The sequence below is a fragment of the Catenuloplanes niger genome, assembly GCF_031458255.1.
In the GTDB taxonomy this organism is placed as follows: Bacteria; Actinomycetota; Actinomycetes; order Mycobacteriales; family Micromonosporaceae; genus Catenuloplanes; species Catenuloplanes niger.
On record NZ_JAVDYC010000001.1, the window covers coordinates 3,620,198 to 3,643,658 of the forward strand.

The 23,461-nt window shown below is 70.9% G+C and carries 23 protein-coding genes, 4 tRNA genes and 1 pseudogene; 11 read left to right on the plus strand and 17 right to left on the minus strand.

Annotation, left to right across the window (positions count from 1 at the left end; genetic code table 11):
- Nucleotides 1–98: 98 nt before the first annotated feature.
- Complete coding sequence (rplL, locus tag J2S44_RS15745; RefSeq protein WP_310414008.1) at nt 99–482, minus strand: 50S ribosomal protein L7/L12; 384 nt, start codon at nt 480–482, stop codon at nt 99–101.
- 87 nt (nt 483–569) lie between these two features.
- On the minus strand, nt 570–1,115 hold the full coding sequence (rplJ, locus tag J2S44_RS15750) for a 50S ribosomal protein L10 (protein WP_310414011.1): 546 nt from the start codon (nt 1,113–1,115) through the stop codon (nt 570–572).
- A gap of 340 nt (nt 1,116–1,455) precedes the next feature.
- On the opposite strand from rplJ, the gene J2S44_RS15755 reads away from it, so the two are divergent.
- Nucleotides 1,456–2,721, plus strand: coding sequence for a mannosyltransferase family protein (locus J2S44_RS15755; RefSeq protein WP_310414014.1), 1,266 nt, complete (start codon nt 1,456–1,458; stop codon nt 2,719–2,721).
- A 70-nt stretch (nt 2,722–2,791) separates the two neighbouring features.
- Here J2S44_RS15755 and rplA read toward each other — a convergent pair whose 3' ends face one another.
- The 12 genes from rplA to J2S44_RS15815 form a co-directional block, all read right to left on the minus strand.
- Entirely contained in the window at nt 2,792–3,499 is a 708-nt protein-coding gene (gene rplA, locus J2S44_RS15760; RefSeq protein WP_310414017.1) for a 50S ribosomal protein L1, read from the minus strand.
- Nucleotides 3,500–3,579: 80 nt separating this feature from the next.
- Nucleotides 3,580–4,011 (minus strand): 50S ribosomal protein L11, encoded by a 432-nt coding sequence (rplK, locus tag J2S44_RS15765; protein ID WP_310373314.1) that lies wholly within the window; start codon nt 4,009–4,011, stop codon nt 3,580–3,582.
- A 196-nt stretch (nt 4,012–4,207) separates the two neighbouring features.
- On the minus strand, nt 4,208–4,960 hold the full coding sequence (gene nusG, locus J2S44_RS15770; protein WP_307241080.1) for a transcription termination/antitermination protein NusG: 753 nt from the start codon (nt 4,958–4,960) through the stop codon (nt 4,208–4,210).
- Between the two features lie 49 nt (nt 4,961–5,009).
- Entirely contained in the window at nt 5,010–5,387 is a 378-nt protein-coding gene (gene secE, locus J2S44_RS15775; protein WP_310429693.1) for a preprotein translocase subunit SecE, read from the minus strand.
- Nucleotides 5,388–5,607: 220 nt separating this feature from the next.
- Nucleotides 5,608–5,680: transfer RNA gene (locus tag J2S44_RS15780), tRNA-Trp, on the minus strand.
- A 101-nt stretch (nt 5,681–5,781) separates the two neighbouring features.
- Nucleotides 5,782–6,171, minus strand: coding sequence for a MaoC family dehydratase (locus J2S44_RS15785; protein WP_310414020.1), 390 nt, complete (start codon nt 6,169–6,171; stop codon nt 5,782–5,784).
- A 5-nt stretch (nt 6,172–6,176) separates the two neighbouring features.
- Complete coding sequence (locus J2S44_RS15790) at nt 6,177–6,626, minus strand: FAS1-like dehydratase domain-containing protein (RefSeq protein WP_310414022.1); 450 nt, start codon at nt 6,624–6,626, stop codon at nt 6,177–6,179.
- Between the two features lie 92 nt (nt 6,627–6,718).
- On the minus strand, nt 6,719–6,886 hold the full coding sequence (gene rpmG / locus J2S44_RS15795; protein ID WP_306837514.1) for a 50S ribosomal protein L33: 168 nt from the start codon (nt 6,884–6,886) through the stop codon (nt 6,719–6,721).
- 148 nt (nt 6,887–7,034) lie between these two features.
- Nucleotides 7,035–7,107: transfer RNA gene (locus tag J2S44_RS15800), tRNA-Met, on the minus strand.
- A gap of 66 nt (nt 7,108–7,173) precedes the next feature.
- Nucleotides 7,174–7,246: transfer RNA gene (locus tag J2S44_RS15805), tRNA-Thr, on the minus strand.
- Nucleotides 7,247–7,372: 126 nt separating this feature from the next.
- On the minus strand, nt 7,373–9,916 hold the full coding sequence (locus J2S44_RS15810; RefSeq protein WP_310414024.1) for a putative bifunctional diguanylate cyclase/phosphodiesterase: 2,544 nt from the start codon (nt 9,914–9,916) through the stop codon (nt 7,373–7,375).
- 65 nt (nt 9,917–9,981) lie between these two features.
- On the minus strand, nt 9,982–10,158 hold the full coding sequence (locus J2S44_RS15815; RefSeq protein ID WP_310414027.1) for a hypothetical protein: 177 nt from the start codon (nt 10,156–10,158) through the stop codon (nt 9,982–9,984).
- A 308-nt stretch (nt 10,159–10,466) separates the two neighbouring features.
- Here J2S44_RS15815 and J2S44_RS15820 point away from each other — a divergent pair, with 308 nt between their 5' ends.
- The 9 genes and pseudogenes from J2S44_RS15820 (at nt 10,467) to htpX (ending at nt 19,561) form a co-directional block, all read left to right on the plus strand.
- A complete protein-coding gene (locus J2S44_RS15820; RefSeq protein ID WP_310414030.1) occupies nt 10,467–10,676 on the plus strand; it encodes a hypothetical protein in 210 nt (69 codons plus the stop codon).
- 329 nt (nt 10,677–11,005) lie between these two features.
- Nucleotides 11,006–11,452 (plus strand): hypothetical protein, encoded by a 447-nt coding sequence (locus J2S44_RS15825; protein ID WP_310414033.1) that lies wholly within the window; start codon nt 11,006–11,008, stop codon nt 11,450–11,452.
- A 239-nt stretch (nt 11,453–11,691) separates the two neighbouring features.
- Nucleotides 11,692–12,207: a NuoI/complex I 23 kDa subunit family protein gene (locus J2S44_RS15830; RefSeq protein ID WP_310414036.1), complete on the plus strand. Its 516-nt coding sequence runs from the start codon at nt 11,692–11,694 to the stop codon at nt 12,205–12,207.
- Nucleotides 12,204–12,683 (plus strand): annotated as a pseudogene (locus J2S44_RS15835) (NADH-quinone oxidoreductase subunit J family protein); the annotation flags it as partial. The gene J2S44_RS15830 and the pseudogene J2S44_RS15835, both read left to right, overlap by 4 nt.
- Before the next feature lie 5 nt (nt 12,684–12,688).
- Nucleotides 12,689–12,979 carry an NADH-quinone oxidoreductase subunit NuoK gene (gene nuoK, locus J2S44_RS15840; RefSeq protein WP_310414039.1) on the plus strand — a complete coding sequence of 97 codons (291 nt, stop codon included), beginning with the start codon at nt 12,689–12,691 and terminating at the stop codon, nt 12,977–12,979.
- Nucleotides 12,979–14,973 (plus strand): NADH-quinone oxidoreductase subunit 5 family protein, encoded by a 1,995-nt coding sequence (locus tag J2S44_RS15845; RefSeq protein WP_310414042.1) that lies wholly within the window; start codon nt 12,979–12,981, stop codon nt 14,971–14,973. Before nuoK ends, J2S44_RS15845 begins: the two co-directional genes overlap by 1 nt.
- Complete coding sequence (locus tag J2S44_RS15850) at nt 14,970–16,712, plus strand: complex I subunit 4 family protein (protein ID WP_310414045.1); 1,743 nt, start codon at nt 14,970–14,972, stop codon at nt 16,710–16,712. Before J2S44_RS15845 ends, J2S44_RS15850 begins: the two co-directional genes overlap by 4 nt.
- 11 nt (nt 16,713–16,723) lie before the next feature.
- A complete protein-coding gene (locus J2S44_RS15855) occupies nt 16,724–18,397 on the plus strand; it encodes an NADH-quinone oxidoreductase subunit N (RefSeq protein WP_310429695.1) in 1,674 nt (557 codons plus the stop codon).
- Between the two features lie 300 nt (nt 18,398–18,697).
- Nucleotides 18,698–19,561 carry a zinc metalloprotease HtpX gene (gene htpX, locus J2S44_RS15860; RefSeq protein ID WP_310414048.1) on the plus strand — a complete coding sequence of 288 codons (864 nt, stop codon included), beginning with the start codon at nt 18,698–18,700 and terminating at the stop codon, nt 19,559–19,561.
- Between the two features lie 1,265 nt (nt 19,562–20,826).
- Here htpX and J2S44_RS15865 read toward each other — a convergent pair.
- Nucleotides 20,827–21,321: a YajQ family cyclic di-GMP-binding protein gene (locus J2S44_RS15865; protein ID WP_310414050.1), complete on the minus strand. Its 495-nt coding sequence runs from the start codon at nt 21,319–21,321 to the stop codon at nt 20,827–20,829.
- Nucleotides 21,322–21,494: 173 nt separating this feature from the next.
- On the opposite strand from J2S44_RS15865, the gene J2S44_RS15870 reads away from it, so the two are divergent.
- A tRNA-Tyr gene (locus tag J2S44_RS15870) sits at nt 21,495–21,578 on the plus strand.
- A gap of 132 nt (nt 21,579–21,710) precedes the next feature.
- Here J2S44_RS15870 and J2S44_RS15875 read toward each other — a convergent pair.
- Both J2S44_RS15875 and J2S44_RS15880 read right to left on the minus strand, forming a co-directional pair.
- A complete protein-coding gene (locus J2S44_RS15875) occupies nt 21,711–23,141 on the minus strand; it encodes a tyrosine-type recombinase/integrase (RefSeq protein ID WP_310414053.1) in 1,431 nt (476 codons plus the stop codon).
- Nucleotides 23,138–23,329: a helix-turn-helix transcriptional regulator gene (locus J2S44_RS15880; RefSeq protein ID WP_310414056.1), complete on the minus strand. Its 192-nt coding sequence runs from the start codon at nt 23,327–23,329 to the stop codon at nt 23,138–23,140. Before J2S44_RS15880 ends, J2S44_RS15875 begins: the two co-directional genes overlap by 4 nt.
- Nucleotides 23,330–23,461: the final 132 nt, after the last annotated feature.

A 23,461-nucleotide genomic window follows, 5' to 3' on the forward strand; every position in this document is an offset into this window, starting at 1 on the left:
GACGGCCGGCACCGGGGTTCGGGAGTGACACACGCCACTCGCGAACGCCGAAGGCGGGTGCCCCGACCGGGACACCCGCCTTCGCGGAAACGCAGGACTTACTTGAGGGTGACCTTGGCGCCTTCGCCCTCGAGCTTCTCCTTGGCCTTGTCGGCCGTCTCCTTGTTGACCTTCTCGAGGATGGCCTTCGGCGCCGACTCGACGACGTCCTTGGCCTCCTTCAGGCCCAGGCCGGTCAGCTCGCGCACGACCTTGATGACCTGGATCTTCTTGCCACCGTCGGCCTCGAGGACGACGTCGAACTCGTCCTTCTCCTCCGGCGCGTCGGCAACGGCGGCCGGGCCGGCCGGGCCGGCGATCGCGACCGGCGCGGCGGCGGTCACGTCGAAGGTCTCCTCGAACTGCTTCACGAACTCGGAGAGCTCGATCAGCGTCATCTCCTTGAACGCGTCGAGCAGCTCGTCGGTGCTGAGCTTCGCCATGTCGGCGGTCCTTCCTCTTGCTTCTGCAACACGCGAGCGTGCTCGCGGGTCAGGTCTTTGGTTGGGGTCTTACCGAGCGCGAGGGCCTCAGGCGGCCTCCGCGCCCTCCTTCTCACGCTTGTCCTGCAGCGCGGCCACCGTACGGGCGGTCTTGGACAGCGGCGCCTGGAAGAGCGCAGCAGCCTTGCTGAGGTTGGCCTTCATGGCGCCGGCCAGCTTGGCCAGCAGCACCTCACGGGACTCGAGGTCGGCGAGCTTGTTGACCTCGGCGGCCGAGATGGCCTTGCCCTCGAAAACGCCGCCCTTGATGACGAGCGCGGGGTTGGCCTTCGAGAACTCACGAAGGCTCTTCGCCGCCTCGACGGGGTCGCCGGAAACGAAGGCGAGCGCGGTAGGACCGGTGAACAGCGTGTCGAGGCCCGAGATGCCCGCGTCCGTCGCAGCCCGCTTCGCGAGCGTGTTCTTCGCGACCGCGTAGGTGGTCTCGCGACCCAGCGAGCGCCGCAGCTTGGTCAGCTGCGCGACCGTCAGGCCCCGGTACTCGGTGAGCACGGTGGCGCCCGAGTTACGGAAGTGCTCCGTCAGCTCGGCGACGGCAGTGGCCTTGTCGGCCCGAACCGGCTTGTCCGCCATGTCCCTCCCTTCTCGTTGCTTGCGGCTGGTCTGCCCCGAACAACGAGAAAGCCCCGGCGCAGGACAGCGCACGGGGCCGGGCGCGGCACGAAACCGCGGCGGATCCAAAATTCCAGCGCTCGCCCTGCGCGGGTCGCCCGTCGGACGGGACCTTCGGCCGCACCGGGAGGCGCGGCGACCAGCGGTCTATGGGTGAAACTTCGACCAAGAGTAGCGGGCCGTCCCGCCATCGCCAAATCCGGGGACGCGAGAGCCGCTTAGGTTAATTCTTGAGAACTTTTCGCCCCTGAGTCGGACATCCGCTTGCCGTACGCCCCGACTGGCTCCATGATCAGCCGCCGTGCCCGCAGAGACACCCACCCAGCGCACGGCCGAGAACGGCGAGAAGGCCGGCACTCCGAAGGCCGGCACTCCCACATCCGACACGGCGACGCCGCCGGCCGCCCGGCCCGCCGCCCCGACGGCGCCCGAGGGCCCCGGGCAGTCCTGGTGGCCCGCCATCCGGATCGGCGGCGCGGTCTGGGCCTCCTCCTACCTGGCCTGGATCACCGTCACGCTCTTCACGCAGTACGGCCGGCCGCACGGCAACCCGATCGGGTTCGTGGACCTGTTGCGCGGTGGCTGGTGGCGCTACGACGCGATGGTCTTCACCCGCCTCGCGGAGAACGGCTACGGCACCCATCCGGTCGACCCGGCGTTCTTCCCGCTCTACCCGATGCTGGTCCGCGGCGCCGACATGCTGCTGCCCGGCGGCGCGAAGTTCACCGCGATCGGTGTCGCCGCGGTCGCGATGTTCGCCATGTACACGCTGCTCTACCGCCTCACGGAGGTCGAGTTCAGCCCGGCCGTGGCGGTGCGGACCTGCTGGGCGATGGCGGCCTGGCCGGTCGCGTTCTTCCTCGGCATCGGATACAACGCCTCGCTGTTCATCGCGCTGATGCTGGGCGCGGTCTACGCGATGCGCCGCGGGCACTGGTGGGTGGCCGGCGTCCTCGGCGGCTTCGCGTCCGCGACCCGCTCGGTCGGAGTGCTGCTCGCGATCGCGTTCGCCTACGAGTACCTGCGGCAGAACGGCTTCCGCTGGCGCTGGAACGTGCTCGCGGTCGGCCTGATGCCGGGCGGCCTGGTCGCGTACGCCGGCTGGTTGTGGTGGCGGTTCGGCGACCCGCTGCTGTTCCTGGAGGCGCAGAAGCCGTGGGGCCGCGAGCTGGACTGGCCGTGGGCCGGCATCGTCGACGCGGCCGAGGTGGTCGCCACCGCGCCGCTGGCGCAGAACGGCACGCTGCACAACCTGCTCGACCTGGCCGCGGTGCTGGCCCTGATCGGGCTGCTGACGCTCTGCTTCGCCGGGCCCTGGCGGATGCGCCGCGACCAGTGGATGTTGCCGCTGCTCGGCATCGCGTTGCTGCTCTTCGCGATCTCGTTCCCGGCCGGCGAGAACCGCAACCAGTCGCTGATGTCCGCGCCGCGCTTCGCGCTGGAGGTGTTCCCGGCGTTCATCATCCTGGGCCACCTGAAGCTGCCGACGCAGGTCTACGCGACGGTCGCGCTGATGCTCCAGGGCGTCCTGCTGGCCCACTTCACCGCGGGCGGCTGGGTCGGCTGACCGCCGGCCACCCGTACGCACGAAAACGCCCCCGGCCGCGACGGCCGGGGGCGTTTCTCGTCGAGCGGTACTACTCGGCGTTGTCCACGTTCTTCACGATGTTCGGGTCGACCGGGATGCCCGGGCCCATCGTGGTGGTGAAGGTGATCTTCTTCAGGAACTTGCCCTTGGCGGCGGACGGCTTGGCCCGGAGGATCTCGTCCAGCGCAGCGGCGTAGTTCTCCACCAGCTGGGCCTCGGTGAAGGAGGCCTTGCCGATGATCAGGTGGAGGTTGGAGTGCTTGTCCACCCGGAAGGTGATCTTGCCGCCCTTGATCTCCGAGACGGCCTTGGTGACGTCCATGGTCACGGTGCCGGTCTTCGGGTTCGGCATCAGGCCGCGCGGGCCCAGGATCCGCGCGATCCGGCCGATCTTGGCCATCTGGTCGGGCGTCGCGATAGCGGCGTCGAAGTCCAGCCAACCACCCTGGATGCGGGCGACGAGCTCGTCGCTGCCGACGGCGTCGGCACCGGCGGCCTCCGCCTCCTCGGCCTTGGCGCCGGCGGCGAACACGATCACGCGGACCGTCTTGCCCGTGCCGTGCGGGAGGTTGACCGTGCCGCGGACCATCTGGTCCGCCTTGCGCGGGTCGACGCCGAGGCGCATCGCGACCTCGACGGTGGGGTCGAACTTGGTGGCGGTCGTGTCCTTGGCCAGCTTGACCGCCTCGGCCGGGGTGTAGAGCTTCGACTTGTCGATCTGCTCCGAGGCCTTCTTGTATGCCTTGCTCAGTGCCATGTTCGGCGTGCTCCTGTGGTCATTGGCGGGTCACGCCCGTCTGGCGTGCCCTCCCACGGTGGGTGAGACGAGGGGGAAGGTCAGTCCTTGACCGTGATGCCCATCGACCGGGCGGTGCCGGCGATGATCTTCTCGGCCTGCTCGACGTCGTTCGCGTTCAGGTCGGACATCTTCTTCTCGGCGATCTCGCGCAGCTGGGCGCGGCTGACCGAACCGACCTTGGTGGCCTGGGGAACGCCCGAGCCCTTCTGCACACCGGCGGCCTTGAGCAGCAGACGCGCGGCCGGCGGGGTCTTCAGGATGAACGTGAACGACCGGTCCTCGTACACGCTGATCTCGGCCGGGACGATGTCGCCACGGCTCGACTCGGTCTGCGCGTTGTAGGCCTTGACGAACTCCATGATGTTCACACCGTGCTGACCCAGCGCGGGGCCGACCGGCGGCGCCGGGGTGGCCTGGCCCGCCGGCAGCTGCAGCGTGAACGTCTTGACCAGCTTCTTCTTGGGAGGCATGTCTCTTCCTGGGCTTCGAAAGGTGCGGCTTTGTCTTTGACTTCGGCGCATCTGCCGCCGGGAATGCGCCGCTGCCGCCTCGCCTAAGGCGGCACAGTCAAACAACCTGATCATCGGACAAGCGGACACGCCGAAGCGTGCCCGCGGGCCGACGTTCAAGACTAGCGCAGTCCGGGACGCGCCAGTGTGGGACGGGTCAGATCTTCGAGACCTGGTTGAAGTTCAGCTCGACCGGCGTCTCGCGACCGAAGATCGAGACCAGCACCTTGAGCTTCTGCTGGTCGGCGTTGATCTCGCTGATCGTCGCGGGCAGCGAGGCGAAGGCACCATCGGTGACGGTGACGGAGTCGCCCTCCTCGAAGTCGAGGACCTTGACCTCCACCTTGGCCTTCTTCTCCTCCTTCTCCACCGCGGGCGCCAGCCACTTCAGCACCTCGTCGAGGGAGAGCGGAGCGGGGCGGTCGGCCCGGTCGGTCGCACCGACGAAGCCGGTGACGCCCGGGGTGTTCCGGACACAGGAGTACGACTCCGGCGTGAGCTCCAGCCGGACCAGGATGTAGCCGGGGAAGACCTTCGCGCTGACCTGCTGGCGCTTGCCGTTCTTGACCTCGACCTCCTCGCGGACCGGGACCTCCACCTGGTAGATGTAGTCCTCCATGTCCAGCGAGGTGATGCGGGTCTCGAGGTTGGTCTTGACCTTGTTCTCGTAGCCGGCGTACGAGTGCACCACGTACCAGTCGCCGGGCGCGTAACGCAGCTTCTGCCGCAGCTCCGCGACCGGGTCGTAGTCCTCGTCGTCCTCCGCCGGGGCGGCCGCGACCGGCGCGGTCTCGACCTCCGGCTCGCTGGCGGCCTCGGCCGACTCGTCGTCGGCCGCGGCGAGCTCGCCATTGGCCGTGGCGATCGACGACTGCTCGTCGACGCCGTCGGTCTCGTCGTACTCAGGCACGCTTGCTCACTTCCATAAACAAATCGAACTCGGCCGGACCGGTCGCGGCTCAGCCGAAGATGGCCAGGATGCCCTTGGCGAAGCCGAAGTCCAGCAGGGCCACGATCGTCATCATGACCGCGACGAACACGATCACAACGGCGGTGTAGGTCAGCAGCTCGTTCCGCGTCGGCCAGATGACCTTACGAAGCTCGGCCACGACCTCGCGGAAGAACCGGCCGAGTCGCGCGAACGGGCCGCGGCCGGGCTTCTTCTCCTTGGAGGGGCTGTCGGCCGCCTCGGTCTTGGCCTTGGACAGCGTGGCGGTGCCGCCACGCGAGACGGGCTCGTCCGCGACGTCATCCTCGTCCTCGACGGCGTCCTCGAACGTCTCGTCGTTCAGGTTGTCGTCGGCGGGGTCCTCGCCGCGTCGCTTCCTCTCGGCCACTTCGCCCTCTTCCATCGCGGGGTCGTTGGTCAGACGCAAACGCATGAACGTTGACGCCCTTACACGCCCGCCGCCCGACGGTCCGGGTTGCGGCGGCGGATCCGGCTGACACCGCCCGGGCTGACACCGCGGCCGATCCTCGGCGAAGTTGCCGCACACCACCACCACGGGATCAACGCTGTTAACCAGCGCAATCCCCGGGCCGGTTAGGCCTTAGGCGCAGGGGTGACAGGACTTGAACCTGCAGCCTGCGGTTTTGGAGACCGCTGCTCTGCCAATTGAGCTACACCCCTTTGAGGAAGTCACGAGCCGTGACTACCCCACGGCGCACCAGTGTACGGGTAGCCGGCGGACTTTCCCAACCGGCCACCCCCATAACTGGCGCGCCACCCCCTCAGGGGCGCTTGATAACGGCCTTGGCCTGGGCCAACACCTTCACGCCGGCGCAGGTCGCGGTCAGGTCGAGCCGCACCAGGCCCGGGTCGTCCGTGTCCTTCGCCACCGCGGAGACCTCGACCTCGGTTCCCTCCTCGGTGTCCGGCACCTCGACCGGGCGGGTGAAGCGGACGCCGTACTCGACGATCGCGTCCGGGCGGCCGGCCCACGTGGTGACCGCGCGGCCGACCAGCGCCATGGTGAGCATGCCGTGCGCGATCACGCCCGGCAGGCCGACCTTGGCCGCGAAGCTCTCGCTCCAGTGGATCGGGTTGAAGTCGCCGGAGGCGCCCGCGTACCGCACGAGGTCGGCCCGGGTCACCCGGTAGCGCTGCGTGGGAAGCTCCATCGTGCTCAACCCTCCTCGCCGCGGACCACGAACATGGTCCAGACCGTGACGACCGCCTCGCCCGCGCTGGTGCTGATCTCGCTGCGGGTGGTCAGGAAGTCGTGTCCGCCGCGCGCGTTGATGCTCTCGATCGAGTTCACGCACACCAGCTCGTCCCCGGCGGTCACCGGACGGCGGTAGGCGAAGCGCTGGTCGCCGTGGACCACCCGGCTGTAGTCGACGCCGAGCGCCGGGTCCTCGACGATCTGGCGGCTCGTGGCCATGCTCAGCACCATCGGGAACGTCGGCGGCGCGATCACGTCCGGGTGGCCGAGCGCACGCGCGGCCTCCGGGTCGTGATAGGCCGCGTCCTCGGCGCCGATCGCGGTCGCGAACTCACGGATCTTCTCGCGCCCCACCTGGTAGGGCGCGCTGGGCGGGTAGCTGCGCCCGGTAAACGACTGGTCCAACCCCATGGGCGGACACCCTACCGGCCCGCCGGACGCACTCAGGGCGCCCCCGGATCACCGGGGACGCCCTGAGGATGCGTGTGTCTGCCGCGACCGGGTCAGCGGGTCTCGCGGTGGAGCGTGTGCTTGCCGTCCCGGGGGCAGAACTTCTTCAGCTCGACGCGGTCCGGGTCGTTACGGCGGTTCTTACGCGTGATGTAGTTGCGCTCCTTGCACTCCACACACGCCAAGGTGATCTTGGGACGGACGTCGGTCGCCTTAGCCACGGCGGGGTGCCTTCCTCGAAACGCGGGGTGAAAATCCCTACGACCTGAATACTACGACGTACCAGCGTAGGAGATTGACCACGCGGTACGCAAAGTGGGGGCCGACGTGGTGCACCCCCGGACCGGGGATCAGGACCCCGGACGTAAGTAGCGGTGGCCGGACTTGAACCGGCGACACAGCGATTATGAGCCGCTTGCTCTGCCATCTGAGCTACACCGCCGCGATCCAGGCCGCGTGCCCGCGTGGGCAGGCAAAGCCTGAGGGTCGGTTGTCACTCCGACCGAAGAGCCCCCTTACGGAATCGAACCGTAGACCTTCTCCTTACCATGGAGACGCTCTGCCGACTGAGCTAAGGGGGCCTACCCGCCTGGGAACTTGTCGCTCCCGTGACGTGCAGGCATAAGCGTACACGGCCACTTTCGCCAGGCGAAATCGGATACCCCTCGGCGCGTCGCACCTCGCGAATACGCAGGTCAGGGACGGTTTCAGGGCACCGCGCGGAGTCGGCGGAACTCGCCGGACGGGGTCGCCTCCACCTCGGTCTGCGCCCAGTACCAGGCCTCCAGCCGCTCGTACGGCAGCGGCCGGCTGAACAGGAAGCCCTGCCCGATCTCGCACCCCATGTCGGTGAGCAGATCCAGCGCCAGCTCGCTCTCCACGCCCTCGGCCACCGCGCTGAGCCCGAACTGGCGGGCCAGCATCACGGCCGCCCGCACCACCGCCAGGTCGCCCGGGTCCGTCGCCATGCCCTGGACGAACCGGCGGTCCACCTTCAGCTCCACGATCGGCAGCTGCCGCAGGTAGCCGAACGAGGAGGCACCGACGCCGAAGTCGTCCACGGAGATCCGGACGCCGAGGTCCCGCAACCGGCGCAGCACCGGCAGCGGCCGCTCGTTCTCCACGGTCAGCGCCGGCTGCCCGATCTCGAAGGTGACCCGGCCGGCCGTCACGCCGTAGTGCTCCAGCAGCGCCTTGACCTGTGCCGGGAAGTCCGGCTCGTCGAGCAGCCGGGCGGAGATGTTGACCGCGATGGCGAGCGGGTCACCGGAGTCCGGCCAGTCCCGGCAGCGCTGCAGCCCGGCGCGGAGCACCGCCTCGGTGAGCGCGCCGATCTGCCCGGTGTTCTCCGCCACCGCCACGAAGTCCTCCGGCGAGACCGTGCCGAGCACCGGGTGCTCCCACCGGGCCAGGCACTCCACGCCGACCAGGCGCCGGTCCGCGAGCGTCACCTTGGGCTGGAAGTAGACCTCGATCTCGTCCCGCTCCAGCGCCTGCCGCAGATCGTCCGCGAGCCCCAGCCGCCGGGTGACCCGCGACTCCAGGCCGGCGTGGAAGCGCTGCACGCCGGACGGCGACGTCCGGGCCGCGGCGCACGCCAGTTTCGCCCGCTGCAGCAGGCGGTCCGCCTTGTCCGCGTGGCCGAACTCGCCGCGGCTGTCGTCCGGGTGCACGGCCACGCCGACCGCGACGTCCACCATCAGCGTCAGGTCGTCGATCCGGACCGAGCCGCGGATCTCGTCGCGCAGCCGCGTCGCCAGCTGCGTCGCGGCCTCGACGGACGGCTTCCGCAGCGTGACCACGAACTCGTCGCCGCCGGCCCGGCCGACCAGCGCGGCCGGTGGCGCGGCCGCGCGCAGCCGCTCCGCGATCTCGGCCACCAGACGGTCACCGGCGACCTGGCCGAGCGACTCGTTCACCTCGTGCAGCCGGTCCAGGCGCAGCAGCAGCACCGCGACCACCTCGTCGGGCGCGTTCACCGTGACCGACTCGGCGAGCGCCTCGGTGATCCGCCGGCGGTTCGGCAGCTTCGTGAGCCCGTCGTGGTACGCGTCGTACCGCAGCCGGTCGACCAGCCGGGAGTTCTCCACCGCGACCGCCGCGTGCGCCGCCACCGTCTCCATCAGCGCGACCGTGGCGGAGTCGAAGTGCGCGTGCCGGTTGCGCTCCCCCGCCACCTCCAGCGTGCCGATCGGCACCTCACCGGAGAACAGCGGAACGATCATGATTTCCCGCGGGCCGGGCCCGGGCAGCAGCTCGCGCAGCGCCGGATCGCCGGTCCGGCCGGTGATCAGGATGCTCTCGCCGGTCTCCAGCGCGCGGCGGCGCAGCGCGGCCGGGGTGACCACGGTGTCGAGCAGGCCGTTGGCGTTGTGCCGCGCGCTGAGCAGCACCTCCAGGTGCCGGGAGGAGGCGGGCAGCCAGAGCGTGGACCAGTCCGCGTGGGTCAGCGCCAGCACGCGGCGCAGCAGCACGTCCGGCAGCGCGCGGTCGTGCACCGTGCCCTTCAGGTCACGGACCAGGTCGTACAGCTCGGAGAGCTTGCGGTGCTGCTCGGTGAACTGCGAGTACGACCGGTAGGCGAAGACGCCGAAGACGACCAGCGCACCGATGATCGTCAGGGCCCACGGCGTCTGGTCGATGAGCATCAGCACGGCCAGGCCGAGCATGATGTTGCCGCAGGTGACGAAGAAACCGGGCACCGCGATGCGCAGCACCGTGGAGCCGGAGAGGTTGCCCTCGACCAGCCCGAGCACCAGCATCACGGCGACCAGGCCGAAGTGGGTGGCGGCCAGGACGCCCGCGATCAGCACCAGCCAGGTGCGCGGCGTGACGTCGGCGCCGACCGAGCCGAGCGCGCGGATCACCACGTATCCGAACGCGGCGGAGGACGTCGCGAGCGTCACGTTGAACCAGAGCCGCGCCGGTATCTCCCGGCGGTACAGCCCGATCGCGATCCGCTCGACGCAGCGGAGCACCACCATGACGAGCGGCGAGATGAAGAAGAACGCGAGGACGACCGCGACCTCGTTGAGCGTGACGTTCAGGCCCTGCCGGCGCGACGTCGTCCAGAGCGTGGTCGCGTCCGTGACCAGGAACAGCGCGAAGAAGATCGGGATCAGCAGCAGGTCGGACTGCGGGATGTCCCGATCGATCTGGGCGACGACGGTGAAGACCACCGTGAGGACGGCGAGCGGCCCGGACACGTACCAGGCACGCTGCGGGGAGGGCCGTCTGACGGCTTCAGGCACGAACCCTCCTCACGCGCCAAGATCTCAAGCGTTGCCGACCGGACGGCCGGCTGCATGATCGGGCGTCACCACTCCCAGCCATCGCCGGCCACGACGACGACGTCGGACTCGGCGGAGGCGTGGACACCGGCCGCGGAACCCGTCGACTGCGCCATGAAGAGGCCGGTAGCGACCGCGGCGACCAGGAGGAGGGCAACAAGGATGAGCTGCTGAGCCTTGGTTCCGACAACACCTGCGGACATCGGGGGACTCCATTTCGCACCGTTTGAGCAGACCCCGTCGGAGCCGGGGTTTTTAGATCGTCCCACACGGTCAGAGGGCCACAAAACCCGCAACCATTGGTCGGACGTTAGTACCGGTAATTCTGTCCGTAAGTACGAGGATGCGCGACCGAATGGCGCTACAAATCCGCAACGACGCCCGCCTCGTCCACCATGCGTGCGCACTACCCACATTGTCCGTTGCCAAGTCCTGCCGCATGACCATAATGCCTCCAGATCGCACGGCATCGGGCCAAAGCGACAAAGGTCAGAAGTAGGAGGAAAAGCGAATGAAGCTCACCTTCATCCGCAAAACGGTGCTGTCGGGCAACACGAACTGCCCGTCGCTGTACCGCACCGACCGCGACACGTTCGTCGTCCAGGGCTGGCGCGTGACCGACCCGGACACCCTCGCCCAGCTGCAGATCCCGTCACACGAGACGGTGGTCGAAGTGCCGGTGGACGTGCTCGCGGAGGTGCTGGCCGCCAAGGTCGGCTGACCCCGGGCCCCTTCTCTCCCCACGGTCCGGCCACTCGTCGGTACGCCGCGCGGCCGCAACAGCCAGTGAGCCGGATCGTTCACGCCGAGGAGCAACGGATTTCACCTCGGCCCCTGACCGAGTGCCTTTCGGTCAGGGGCCGGCGAGAAATTCGTACCCCCACGAAATGATTGTGCATTTGCACGTGCGCAGCAATGCATTGGGCCCGGCAAATCATTGGCAGGGCAGCAAACATAGGGTGAGGACTCCACCCCGCCCTGGAGCCGCACGTTGACCGAGAAGCCGCCCGCCGCCGACGCCCGCGCCGTCATCCGCACCGGCCGGCGCCCGTGACCGGCCGCGACCCCGTCCGCCGCCGGCTCCGCTCCCTCGCACTGCTCGAGCTGGTCAACATCCCGCTCTGGGCCTGGGTCACCTTCGGCGTCCTGGACGTCGCCGGCACCGTGCCGAACCTGGTCGGCTTCGCGCTGTTCGCCCTCCTGCTGGTGCAGGGCGCCGCCTACTGGCTGGCCAAGCTGCGCCAGACCGGCCGTACCGTGCCCGGCCTGCGGTTCTTCCGCGCCGCCCGCCTGGTCAACCCGGCGCTGCTGGTCGCCGGGCTGCTGGTCACCGCCGGCACGCGGGCCTGGCCGGGCCTGTTCTTCGCCGTGTTCGCCGTCCTCGAACACGTCAACTACTTCCACGTCCAGCTGATGCACGACACCCGCGCCGACCTACGCCGCCTCACCCGCCACGGCCTCCGCCGCTCGCACCTCGCCCGCGACCTGGCCGGCTGACCCGGGTCGGCCGGCCGCCCGGGGACGTCCGGCGCACCGCACGCTCGCGCCGCCCCGTCGCGCGCGGCCGCCCGGCGGCCGGGTGTCGAACACCGTCGATTGCCAGTCGGCGGTGGGAGCGTTCGGGAAGAGGTTATAGATCATCAGGCGTGTGCGGGCCTACCAGGGAAACCTTCCCGGCGACTCCACCTGAAGATCTATGTCGAGTGTGCTCGCATGAGGACGGTCGAGAGGGCAGGATGAGGCCCATGGCTGTGCCTGGCGAGGGGTTGGCGAAAGGGCTTGCCGTCACCCTCAAGACGATGACCCGCCGGTCGACCACGCAGCAGTACCCGGACGTGCAGCCGGAGCTGCCGCCGCGGTCGCGGGGGGTGATCGCGCTCCTGGAGGAGAACTGCACGGTCTGCATGCTGTGTGCCCGGGAGTGCCCGGACTGGTGCATCTACATCGACTCGCACAAGGAGGAGGTGGTGGTGCCCGGCGCGGCGCGGGCGCGGCAGCGGAACGTGCTGGACCGGTTCGACATCGACTTCTCGCTCTGCATGTACTGCGGGATCTGCATCGAGGCGTGCCCGTTCGACGCGCTGTACTGGACGCCGGAGTTCGAGTACGCCGAGCACGACCTCCGGGACCTGCTGCACGACAAGGACCGGCTCGGCGCGTGGATGGCGACGGTGCCGCCACCGCCCGCGCACGACCCGAACGGCGAGCCGTCCAAGGAGGAGGCGGCGGCCACCAAGGCGGCGGGCGCGTGACCGGCGCGGACGTGCTGCTGGTCGCGCTGGGCGCGGTCGCGGTCGGCGCGGGTGCGCTGGTGGTGCTGACCGACCACCTGGTCCGGGCCGGTCTCTACCTGGTCGTGTGTCTCGGCGCGGTGGCCGGCCTCTACCTGGTGCTCGCGGCCGAGCTGGTCGCCTGGGTGCAGGTGCTGATCTACGTGGGCGCGGTCGTGGTGCTGCTGCTCTTCGCGGTGATGCTGACCCGGGCGCCGATCGGCCGCTCCACCGACCTGAACCGCCCCGCCTGGCCGGCCGCGATCATCGGGGCCGGTGCCGGACCGGGGCTGGCGGTGCTGCTGGCCGACGCGTTCCGCTGGACCCGGGTGGAGGTGACGGAGCCGGGCACGGCCGAGCGGATCGGCGAGGCGGTCTTCCGGACCTGGGTGCTGCCGTTCGAGGTGCTGTCGATCCTGCTGCTCTCCGCGCTGGTCGGTGCGATCGTGGCGAGCCGGCGCTGATGCATCCCACCATTCCGTACGTGATCGCCGCGCTGCTGTTCGGCCTGGGCGTGTTCGGCGTGCTCCGCCGGCGGAACGCGATCCTGCTGCTGATGGCCGTCGAGCTGATGCTGAACGCGGTCAACCTCGTCGTGATCACCACCGGCACGATCGCCGGCCAGGTCTTCGCGCTCTTCGTGATCGTGCTGGCCGCGGCCGAGGTGGGCGTGGGCCTGGCGCTGATCCTGCGCCTCTACCGGCTCCGGGCCACCGTGGCCGTGGACGAGATCGACCTGGCGGAGAAGCACTGATGGCGCTGGTCACCTTAATGATCGCCGCCCCGCTGCTGGTCGGGCTGGGCGGCCTGCTGCTGCCGTCGACCGCGCGCGGACGCTTCCCGGCCGCCGCGTTCGGCATCACCGCGGCCGCGCTCTCGCTGGCGGCCGCGCTCACCCTGCTGGCCACGGCCGGCGAGCCGGTCAGCGGCGCGGTCGAGTGGGTGCGGATCGGCGACCTCACCGTCACGCTCGGGCTGCGCGCGGACCTCACCGCGATCCAGGTGTCGGTGGCGGTGACCGCGGTGGCGCTGGCCGTGCAGGTCTACTCGCTCGGCTACCTGCACCGCGACGAGCGGTACGCGCCGTACGCCGCCCAGGTCAGCCTGTTCACGGCCGCGATGCTGCTGGTGGTGACCGCGGACGACCTGATCCTGCTGCTGATCGGCTGGGAGGTGATGGGCGCCTGCTCGTACCTGCTGATCGCGCACGACCGCTCGCTGCCGGAGGCGCCGGCCGCGGCCGTGAAGGCGTTCCTGGTCACCCGGGTCGGCGACGTCGGCTTCCTGCTCGGCATCGCGTTCCTGGCCGCGCACGCCGGGACCTTCCGGATCCCGGAGATCCTCGCGGGTACGTACCCCGGCTGGATCGCCCTGCTCCTGCTCGCCGGCGTGGCCGGCAAGAGCGCGCAGTTCCCGCTGCACACCTGGCTGCCGGACGCGATGGCCGGCCCGACGCCGGTCTCCGCGCTGATCCACGCCGCGACCATGGTGGCGTCCGGCGTCTACCTGGTGGCCCGGCTCTACCCGATCTTCACCCAGACGTCGCTCGCGATGAGCGTGCTGGGCCTGGTCGCGGCCGTGACGCTGCTGCTCGGCGCGCTCGCCGCGACCGCGCAGGAGGACATCAAACGCGTGCTGGCCTGGTCGACCGTGTCGCAGATCGGCTACATGACGGCCGCACTCGCGGTCGGCGCGCCCGGCGCCGCGATCTTCCACCTGCTCACCCACGCCGCGTTCAAGGCACTGCTCTTCCTGGCCGCCGGCTGCGTGATCCACGCGGTCGGCAGCAACCTGATGTCCCGGATGGGCGGCCTGCGGCGGAACATGCCGGACGTCTTCTGGTGCACCGTGATCGGGCTGGGCGCGCTGGCCGGGTTGCCGCCGCTGGCCGGGTTCTGGAGCAAGGAGAGCGTGATCGGCGCCGCGGCCGAGGCGAGCGACGGGCACGGGCAGGTCCCGGCCTGGATCGCGCTGGTCGTCTGGGTCGCCGCGCTGCTCGGCGTCGCGCTGACCGCGTGGTACTCGACACGTCTGCTGCTGCGCGTCTTCTTCGGCCCGGTCCCGGCGGCCCGGGTGACGGAGCCGGAACGGCCGGCCACGCCCGAGCCGTCGGTCCAGCCCGCGTTCGTCGGCAAGCCCACCTACCTGGAATTGGAGGCCGCGCGCAAGGCGAAGGCGCTGGCCCGCAAGGAGGTGCAGGAGGCGGTGGAGGCCACGCCACCGCCGCCGCCACCCGAGCCGCGACCGCTGGACCCGCCCGCGCTGCTGCACTGGCCGGTGATGGCGCTGGCCGTACCGAGCGCGCTGCTGGGCCTGGTCGTGCTGCTGCCGGACGCGCGCGCCGACCTCGGACTCGCCGCGCCGCACGTCTCACCGTCGCTCGTCCTGGCGCTCGCGTTGCTGGTCACGGGCGCGGCGACCGCCTGGTGGCTCTGGCGCCGGCGACCGGACGCGGACCCGGCGGGTGCGCTGGGCCGGCTCCGGCCACTGCTCGCCGACGCGTTCCACCTGGACCGCCTTCAAGATCTTGCCGTGGTACGGCCGACCCGTGCCCTCGCCGCGGCGCTGCTGCGCGTCGACGAGTCGGTCGTGGACGGAGCCGTCGAAGGCGCCGGGCGCGGCACCACCGGGCTCGGCGCGCTGCTCGCCCGCGCGCACCGGGCGCCACTGCCGCGCGCGGCCACCGCGCTGCTGGCCGGCGTGGTCCTGATCGGCCTCGCGGCCGCGATCCTCGGCGGTGCGGCATGAACCCGGACGTCTCCGCCGCGCTGCTGGTCGCGGCGCTGGCCGTGCCCGCGCTCGGCGCGCTCGCGGTGGCGCTGATGCCGGCCGCGCGCGACCGGCAGGCCCGCGTGCTCGGCACCGTGATCGCCGCGGTGCCGCTGATCCTGACCGTGCCGCTGCGGTGGGGAAGCGCGGAGTCCGGGTGGTTCGCCTACCGGCCCCCCACCGCGCCGTCGCTGCTGCCGTGGGCGCTGGTCGACCTGCCCTGGGTGCCCGCGCTCGGCCTGCGGTTCCAGCTCGGGGTGGACGCGATCTCGTACCCGCTGGTGGTGCTGACCGCTCTGCTCACGCTCCTCTGCTGCGGATACACGGTCTGGCGGGTGCCGCCGGGCGGCCCGGGCCGGCTGCTGACCGCGCTGCTGCTGGTGATCGAGGTCGGCATCCTCGGCACGTTCCTCGCGTTCGACCTGATCCTGTTCTTCGTGTTCTTCGAGGTCGTGCTGCTGCCGATGTACGCGGTGATCGCGGTCTGGGGCGGCGCGCACTACGGACCGGACTCGGCGGACCGGGCGCCACAACGCGCGGCGGCCCGGAAGTTCGCGCTCTACACGCTGTTCGGCTCGGTGCTGCTGCTGGTCGGCGTGCTGGTCGTGGTCACCTCGGCCGGCACCTCCTCGCTGCTCGACGCGCCGTTCCGGCTCGACCGGAGCACCCAGGTCTTCGCGTTCACGCTGCTGGCGATCGCGTTCGCGGTGAAGAGCCCGCTCTGGCCACTGCACACCTGGCTGCCGGACGCACACACCCAGGCGCCGACCGTGGGCAGCGTGATCCTGGCCGGTGTGCTGCTCAAGATGGGCACGTACGGGCTGGTCCGGGTCGGGCTCGGCGCCACGCCGGAGGGTGCGCAGGCGGCATCCGGCGTGCTCGGCGTGCTGGCGGTCGCGGCGATCCTCATCGGGTCACTGGTCTGCCTGGCCCAGACCGAACTGAAGCGGCTGATCGCGTACTCGTCGGTCGGGCACATGGGCTTCGTGCTGCTCGGCGTCGCCACGCTCACCGCGACCGGGATCCAGGCCGCACTGCTCGGCAACATCGCCCACGGCGTCCTCACCGGGCTGCTGTTCTTCCTGGCCGGGGCTGTGAAGGACCGGGCGCACACGGGCCACCTCGACGAGCTCGGCGGACTGCGGGAGAACGCGCCCCGGCTGGCCGGGCTCCTCGGCTTCGCCGCGATCGCGTCGCTCGGGCTGCCCGGCCTGGCCGGATTCTGGGGAGAGGCGTTCGCGGTGGTCGCGGCCGTGCAGCGAGACGGCGGGCTGTGGATCACCCTCGCGGTGCTGTCCGCGATCGGCGGCGCGCTGACCGCGGCCTACCTGCTGCGCCTGCTGCGCCGGGTGACCCACGGGCCGGCCGCGCCGGCCGTGTCGCTGCTGGTGCCGTCGTGGTCGGTGGCGGGCGCACTCTCCGCGGCGGTCGCCGCCCGGTCCGCCGAGCCCACCGACGCCGCGCCCGCTGCCGGTACCGGTGCCGGACTCGGCGTCGCTTCCGGGGGTGGCGGCTCGTCCGGGGGTAGCGGTGACGAGGAGGTGCCGGTCGTGGCGGGGCTGCCGGAGCGGCTGGCGCCCGGGTGGCCGACGGCGGCCGAACTGCTGGCCTGGTCGCCGCTGGTGATCCTGGCGCTGGTGCTCGGCGTGTACCCCGCGCTGGTGCTCTCCGGCACGGACGTGCCGATCGGCAACCTCCTGGAGGCGGTACGCCCGTGACCATCGACCAGATGGCGCTGCTCCCGGCCTACGTCGCCGCCGTGACCGCCGTGCTCGTGCTGCTGATCGACCTGTTCGGGCCGCCGCGCGCGGTCGTCGCCGGCACCGCCGCCGGTGCGCTGCTGACCGCGGCCGCGGCGGCGTTCGTCGGCACCGGGCCGGACCGGGGATCGTTCTGCGCCGGCGACGCCTGCTCGTACCTGGCAACGAACCGGGCCGCGCTGGCCGGCGTGCTGTTCGCGCTGCTCACACTGGCCGTGCTGGCGCTCTCCACGCCGATGCTGCGGGCCGGCGCGGTGCCGGCCGGGGAGTACTGCTTCCTGCTGGCCTGCTCGATGACCGGCGGCGTGGTGCTCGGCGCGGCCGGTGACCTGATCACGCTGATCGTGGCGCTGGAGACGCTGACGCTCCCGCTCTACCTGCTGGTCGGGCTGCGCCACAGCGCCTCGCCGCACGCGGTCTTCACCGGTGCGGGCGCGCCGGTCCACCCGGAGCCGTCGCTCGAGGACGGCGACGTGCGGCTGCACGCCGAGGAGGAGGTCGCGGCCGAGCAGCTGCGCATGCGGCGGGCCGGTGCGGACTCCGCGGTGACGTTCTTCGTGGTGAGCGTGGTGGCGACGTCGGTCACGCTGCTCGGCGCCGCGCTGCTCTACGCCGCGACCGGCGCGCTGCACCTGTCCGAGTTGTCCGCCGTGCTGAGCGGCGGCGCGCTCGGGACCGATCCGGTCGGCGGCGGGGTGCTCGGAAGCGGGGCACCGGGATCCGCCGCGGCGCTGATCGGCGCCGGGAGCGCGCTGCTGGTGGCCGGGCTCGCGTTCAAGGTCGCGGCCGTGCCGTTCCACGCGTGGGCGCCGGCCACCTACGACGGCGCACCGCTGCCGGTCGCCGCCTACCTCTCCACCGCGTCCAAGCTCGGCGGCGTGGTGGCGCTGCTCGCGGTCGCCGGCGTGCTGCCGCTCGCCGACACCGGCCGGGTGCTTGCCGTGCTGGCGGTGCTGACCATGACGGTCGGCAACGTGGTGGCGCTGCGCCAGACCCGCACGGTCCGCCTGCTGGCCTGGTCGTCCGTCGCCCAGGCCGGATACATCCTGGCACCGCTCGGCGCGCTCACCCTCGTCGCCGGCGCACCGGGCGGGTTCGGGCCCGGCCCGTTCCCCGGCGGCCCGCTGACCGGCCCGGCCGCATCCGGCGCGGCGAGCCTCGACCCGCTCGTGTCCGCGGCGCTGGCCTACACCGCGTTCTTCGTGCTGCTGGAACTGGCCGCGTTCGCCGCCGTGGTCGCGCTGCGCCCGGTCGCGGCCGACGGCGGTGACCTGGCCGACTTCCACGGCGTGGCCCGGCGGGCACCGTGGACCGGCGGGATGCTGGCGTTCGCGCTGATCGGCCTGGCCGGGCTGCCGCCCGCGCTCGCCGGCCTGTTCGCCAAGGTGACCGTGGTCCGCGCGCTGGTCGACGGCGACGCGGCGTGGCTGGCCCTGGTCGTGGCCGTCAACGCGGTGATCGGCCTGGCCTACTACGTGCGCGTCGCGGCACTGCTCTACGGCACCCCGACCCGCGACGGCTCGGCCGGCACCGGATGGTCCCACGTGCCCTGGCCGGTCGGAGCGGTCCTGGTCACCGCCACGGTGCTCGCCGTGCTCCTCGGCTTCGCCCCGAACCCCCTGCTGAACCTCACCGCGCTGTAGACACCGGCCCCGATCCACGACGCCGCCGCCGGACCCTGACCGTAGGCGGCGGTGGCGGATGTCGCGGTTCTTGGTGACCAGTGGGGAACCGGCAGAGAGGCCGCCCGCGGCCGAACGGTGCCCGCGGGAGCATGCGGGCAGCACCACGCCGGGAGTGGGCAGAACATGCTCCTGACCTTGGGTCTTTCAGCATGTGCTGAGTGAGTGCGCAGCCAAGTCACAGGCCGGCGCGGACTATTCGAAAGTACGAACCGGTTTCACCTTGCGTGGGCCACCAGCTCACTCGATGGAGGAGTCACCGTGCACAGCCACCACAACGGACTCAAGACGGCCGCCCTGTTGGGCCTGCTCACGGCCATGATCCTGGGCGTGGGGTATTGGTTCGGCGGCAGCACCGGCCTGTTCGCCGCCGTCCTGCTCTCGCTCGGCATGAACGCGGCCGGTTACTTCTGGAGCGACAAGATCGCGCTGCGGTCGATGAACGCGCGACCGGTCAGCGAGGCCGAGTTCCCCGCGCTGTACCGAATGGTCCGGGAGCTCGCGACCGAGGCCGGCCAGCCGATGCCTCGGCTCTACGTGAGCCCGGCGATGCAGCCCAACGCGTTCGCGACCGGCCGCAACCCGCGGAACGCGGCCGTCGCGGTCACCACCGGCATCACGCGGCTGCTCGACTACCGCGAGTTGCGCGCCGTGATCGGCCACGAACTCTCACACGTCTACAACCGCGACATCCTGATCTCCAGCGTCGCGGCCGGTCTCGCCGGAATCATCACGATGCTGGCGAACCTGGCGTTCTTCATCCCGCTCGGCGGCGGTGACGACGAGGACGCACCGAACCCGGCCGCACTGCTGCTCATGATCATTCTGGGCCCGATCGCGGCCGGCATCATCCAGCTGGCGATCAGCCGCAACCGCGAGTTCGAGGCGGACGCATCCGGCGCCCGGCTCACCGGCGACCCGCTGGCGCTGGCCGAGGCACTGCGCAAGATCTCCTACGGTACGCAGCGCATCCCGCTGCCGGCCGACACGAAGGTGGCGTCGTCCGCCCATCTCATGATCGCCAACCCGCTGTCCGGCGGAGGCGTGGCCGCGCTGTTCTCCACGCACCCGCCGATGGAAGAACGCGTCCGCCGACTGCAGGCGATGGCGGTCAGCTACCGCTAGACCTTCCCTCCCACGAACTTTCCTCTCGCGGCCCCCGCCTTCCCCGTGGCGGGGGCCGCTTTACGTCCGAGGGCGATGGTGCCACGTGCAGAGGCGGTGGTGCCAGGCCGGCGTGGGGCGGGTCCTGTCGGCCGGGTAGCCGGTCCCTGTCGGCCAGGCCGGTGCCATCGGCGGGTGGCCGGCGCCATCGGCGGGTGGCCGGCGCCGTCGGCGGGTGGCCGGTGCCGTCGGCGGGTGGCCGGCGCCGTCGGCGGGTGGCCGGCGCCGTCGGCGGGTGGCCGGCGCCGTCGGCGGGTGGCCGGCGCCGTCGGCGCGTCGGAGGGCCGCTGGCCTCATCGGCCTGTAGCCAGTCCGCCACCGCGCCGGAGATCCGTTGGTCCCGTCGATCTGCAGCCAATCGGTCAGGCCGGTGCCGTCGGCGGGTAGCCGGCCCCGTCGGCGGATAGCTGTGTCGCCGACGCGTCTGAGGCCCGCTGGTCTCGTCGGCCTGCAGCCAGTCCCGCCGCTGCCTGGCGGTTTCATCGACGGGCGTCCAGTGCGCCGCCGCGTCGGAAGACCACAGGTTTCATCGGGGCGGCCAGTCCGCCGATGTGCTGGACGTCCGCGGGTCTCACCGACTGGGCGGCCGGGCCGCCGACGCGCCGGACGACACCGGTTCTATCGGCCGGGTGGCTGCGGTTCACCGACGCGCCGGAGGCCCGCTGGCGCATCTAGGGCCCGCGGCGTTCATCGGCTGGATGGCCGGCCCCTGGCGCACCTGCCAGGGTCCGGCTGGCGGCTCGCGGGCTCGTCGGCCGGGTGGCGTGCGGCAGCCGCGGCAGGTACCGGCCGAGAAACTCGTATGCCGCGGATGCGGCAGGCGGCCGGTCACTCCCAGCCGGTGAACCGACGTGCGCCGGCGAGGCGGGGGCCAGCCGAGGAATCTCGTATGCCGCAAATGCGGCAGCGAACCGGTCGCTTCCATCTACACACCCGGCGGATCGTTGATGCGGCAGTTATCCGGCCACCCGGCCGACTGATCCCCCGTGCCGCGGCGGCGACGCGCCCTTTTCGTCGCACGGGTGGCCGGGCCGCTACCGAATCCACAGCACGCGGGATTCGCCGACCTGAACCACCGACGCACTGCCGCGTGAGCGAGACCGGCGGCTGACGCACTACCGCGTCAGCGAGACCGGCGGCTGACGCAGTACCGCGTCAGCGGGGCCGGTAGCCGGCGCGCGGGGGCGCGGAGTTGCCGGACCCCGCGCGTCAGCGGTCGCCCACGCTCAGCGGTAGTTGGTGAACTGCAGCGCCACGCCGAAGTCCTCGGACTTGAGCAGCGAGATGATCGCCTGCAGGTCGTCCTTCTTCTTGCCGGTCACCCGCAGCGAGTCGCCCTGGATCTGCGCCTGCACACCCTTCGGCCCCTCGTCACGGATCTTCTTGCTGATCTGCTTCGCCTTGTCCGTCGCGATCCCCTGCACGATCGTGCAATCGATCTTGTACGTCTTGCCCGACGCCCTCGGCTCCCCGGCCTCCAGCGACTTCAGCGAGATGTTCCGCTTGATCAGCTTCTCCTTGAAGACCTCCAGGGCCGCGTTCACCCGGTCCTCGGTCTCCGCGGTCAGCGTGACCCCTTCCTTACCCGCCCAGGCGATCTCCGCCCCCGTCCCCCGGAAGTCGAAGCGCTGGCTCAGCTCCTTCTCGGTCTGGCGGAGGGCGTTGTCCACCTCCTGGTGCTCCACCTTGCTGACGATGTCGAACGACGGGTTGGCTGCCATGCCTCTGCTCCTGCTGTTCCTGCTGGGACCTATGAGATTGTCTCGGCCGGGACCCCTCGGAGCCCCGCCCACCCTGCCGACCGTACCCGGTTGCAGACCCCCCGAGGGCTCCCGCTATTCTGGCTCTCGCCAGCGCGTCACGTACGCGGTGGTGCCTTACGGTGGTACGCCTTGGCGGGTTGCCCGAGCGGCCAATGGGAGCGGACTGTAAATCCGTCGCGAAAGCTACAGAGGTTCGAATCCTCTACCCGCCACCACAGGCAAAGAAAGGCCCCTCACCTGCTGAAACAGCGGGGAGGGGCCTTCTTCGTGGGTCTCACTCGTTCTCACTCGGTGGCGCTGGGACTCGCTCGTTGTCCCCCATACGTCCCCCGAGAATTCGGCGGGGATCAGCCGGGCTTGTTCGCCTCATGCTCCTTGCGGAACGCGAGGATTCGGCGGAATGCGGCCTCCTCCTCCCCGTAGAGGCACTTCGCGTAGATGTTAAGCAGCACCCGCACGCTGTGCCCGGCCCACTCGGCGACCAGGGTTGGCGAGACGCCGGCGTTCAGCCAGCTCGACACGCACGCGTGCCGGAGGCTGTAGGGCACCGGGGCGAGCCCGGCCGCAAGTTCGTCCGGTGTGAGTGCGGCCTGCCGCGCGCCGTGCCACGCGTTGAGCCGAGCGTTCGCGGTGACCGGTCGCCCCGTCGCCGGCAGGTACATCCCCCCAGGGCCGCGTCGGGTGACGAAGAGGCGACCGTCCGGACCGGGCGGGTACGTTTCGATGTGCCAGTCGAACAACTTGCAGAGGTCGGGCTCGGCCGGCACGCTGCGCACGGTCTTCCTCGATCGATGCTTCAGCGAGCGGTACTCGTTCGCGCTGCCATCGTCGGTCCACGCGGTGCCGACCTCCACCACGGCGCCGCCGAGGTGAAGCCAGCCCCACCCGCCCGGTTCCCTTGGCCGCTCATATTCGTGCTTGTGCAGGTGGAGGGCTTCCTCCGGCCGAAGCGCGGCGAGGTACATCGAACCGAAGAACGCGGTCAGCTCGGGCGTGCGCTTCCGTACCGCGTCGAGTAGCCGGCCTCCCTGGTGAGGGTTGACGACCACCCGCCGGTCGACCGCCTCATCCTTCTCGGGCGCGATCCACTTCACCCGCTCCATCGGGTGGGTGTCGAGATGCCCCTCCTCCACGCCGTACAGCAGCGCGCCGCTGAAAACCGCCCGCTTCCGTGCGACCGTGCTCGCCGCGGCGGCGGTGCCGTCGAGCTTCAGGGCGAGGCTATCCAGCACCTTCCGCACTCGGGCCGCCTCGGTCAGCTCGGAGAGCTTGACCGTGCCTTTGTCCAGCCACGCCACCGCGTCCGCCAGCTCGGCTGGCGGCGGCCCGCCGGTGCGGCGCGGCTTGACGAACACGTAGGAGTTGAGTGCCTGCCGCAGCACCCCGTCCGCGGGGGCACCGCGTCGGCTGTCCACCAGCAGCGCCATCGTGGCACCGGTCAGCGTCTCCGCGATGCCCCGCCGGTGGTGAGCGGACACCCGCGGCCACTTCATCTCCGCGTATGCCACCGCGAGCTGCAACCACGTGATGCTGCGCTGCTCCCGCGCCATCGGTTCCGGCAGGCCGGTCGCAGTGTCGAACGCGACCCCCTCGCGCTGGTTGGTGACCAGCTTCGAGCGGAAGCTCTCCGCGAGCGCCAGCGTGGCGAAGGTGTCGCCGAACTTCTCGCCCGCGACCGCCCACCGGACCCGATACGAGGTGCGGGCTTTGCCGCCGCGCGCGGCCTTGTAGGTCCGCACCTCGATCTTGTAGATCCGAACGTCGTAGCTGAGGTTCATGCGGCGCTCTGCTCCTCAAGGCTGTTGAGCCAGGCTTCGTACTGGGTGCGGCGAATGCGGATCTCCCGGTTCGGGAGCTTGTAGCAGACCGGGGCCTTGCCCTGCGCCTTCCAGCGGAAGAACGTCGAGCGCGGCACCTCCTGCTCTTCCAGGAACTCGTCGAGCGTGAGGAAGTCCTTGCGTGGCACGGGTTCGGCCTCCCCTGGTGCGGTACTGCATGGGTCTGAGAGGGCGCCTGTAGCGCGAACGAGCGTCGGGGCAGCGCGGGAAAGGGTGCCGGGTGGGGAGCGACAGCGACCCGGAAAACGGCCCGCTGAGAG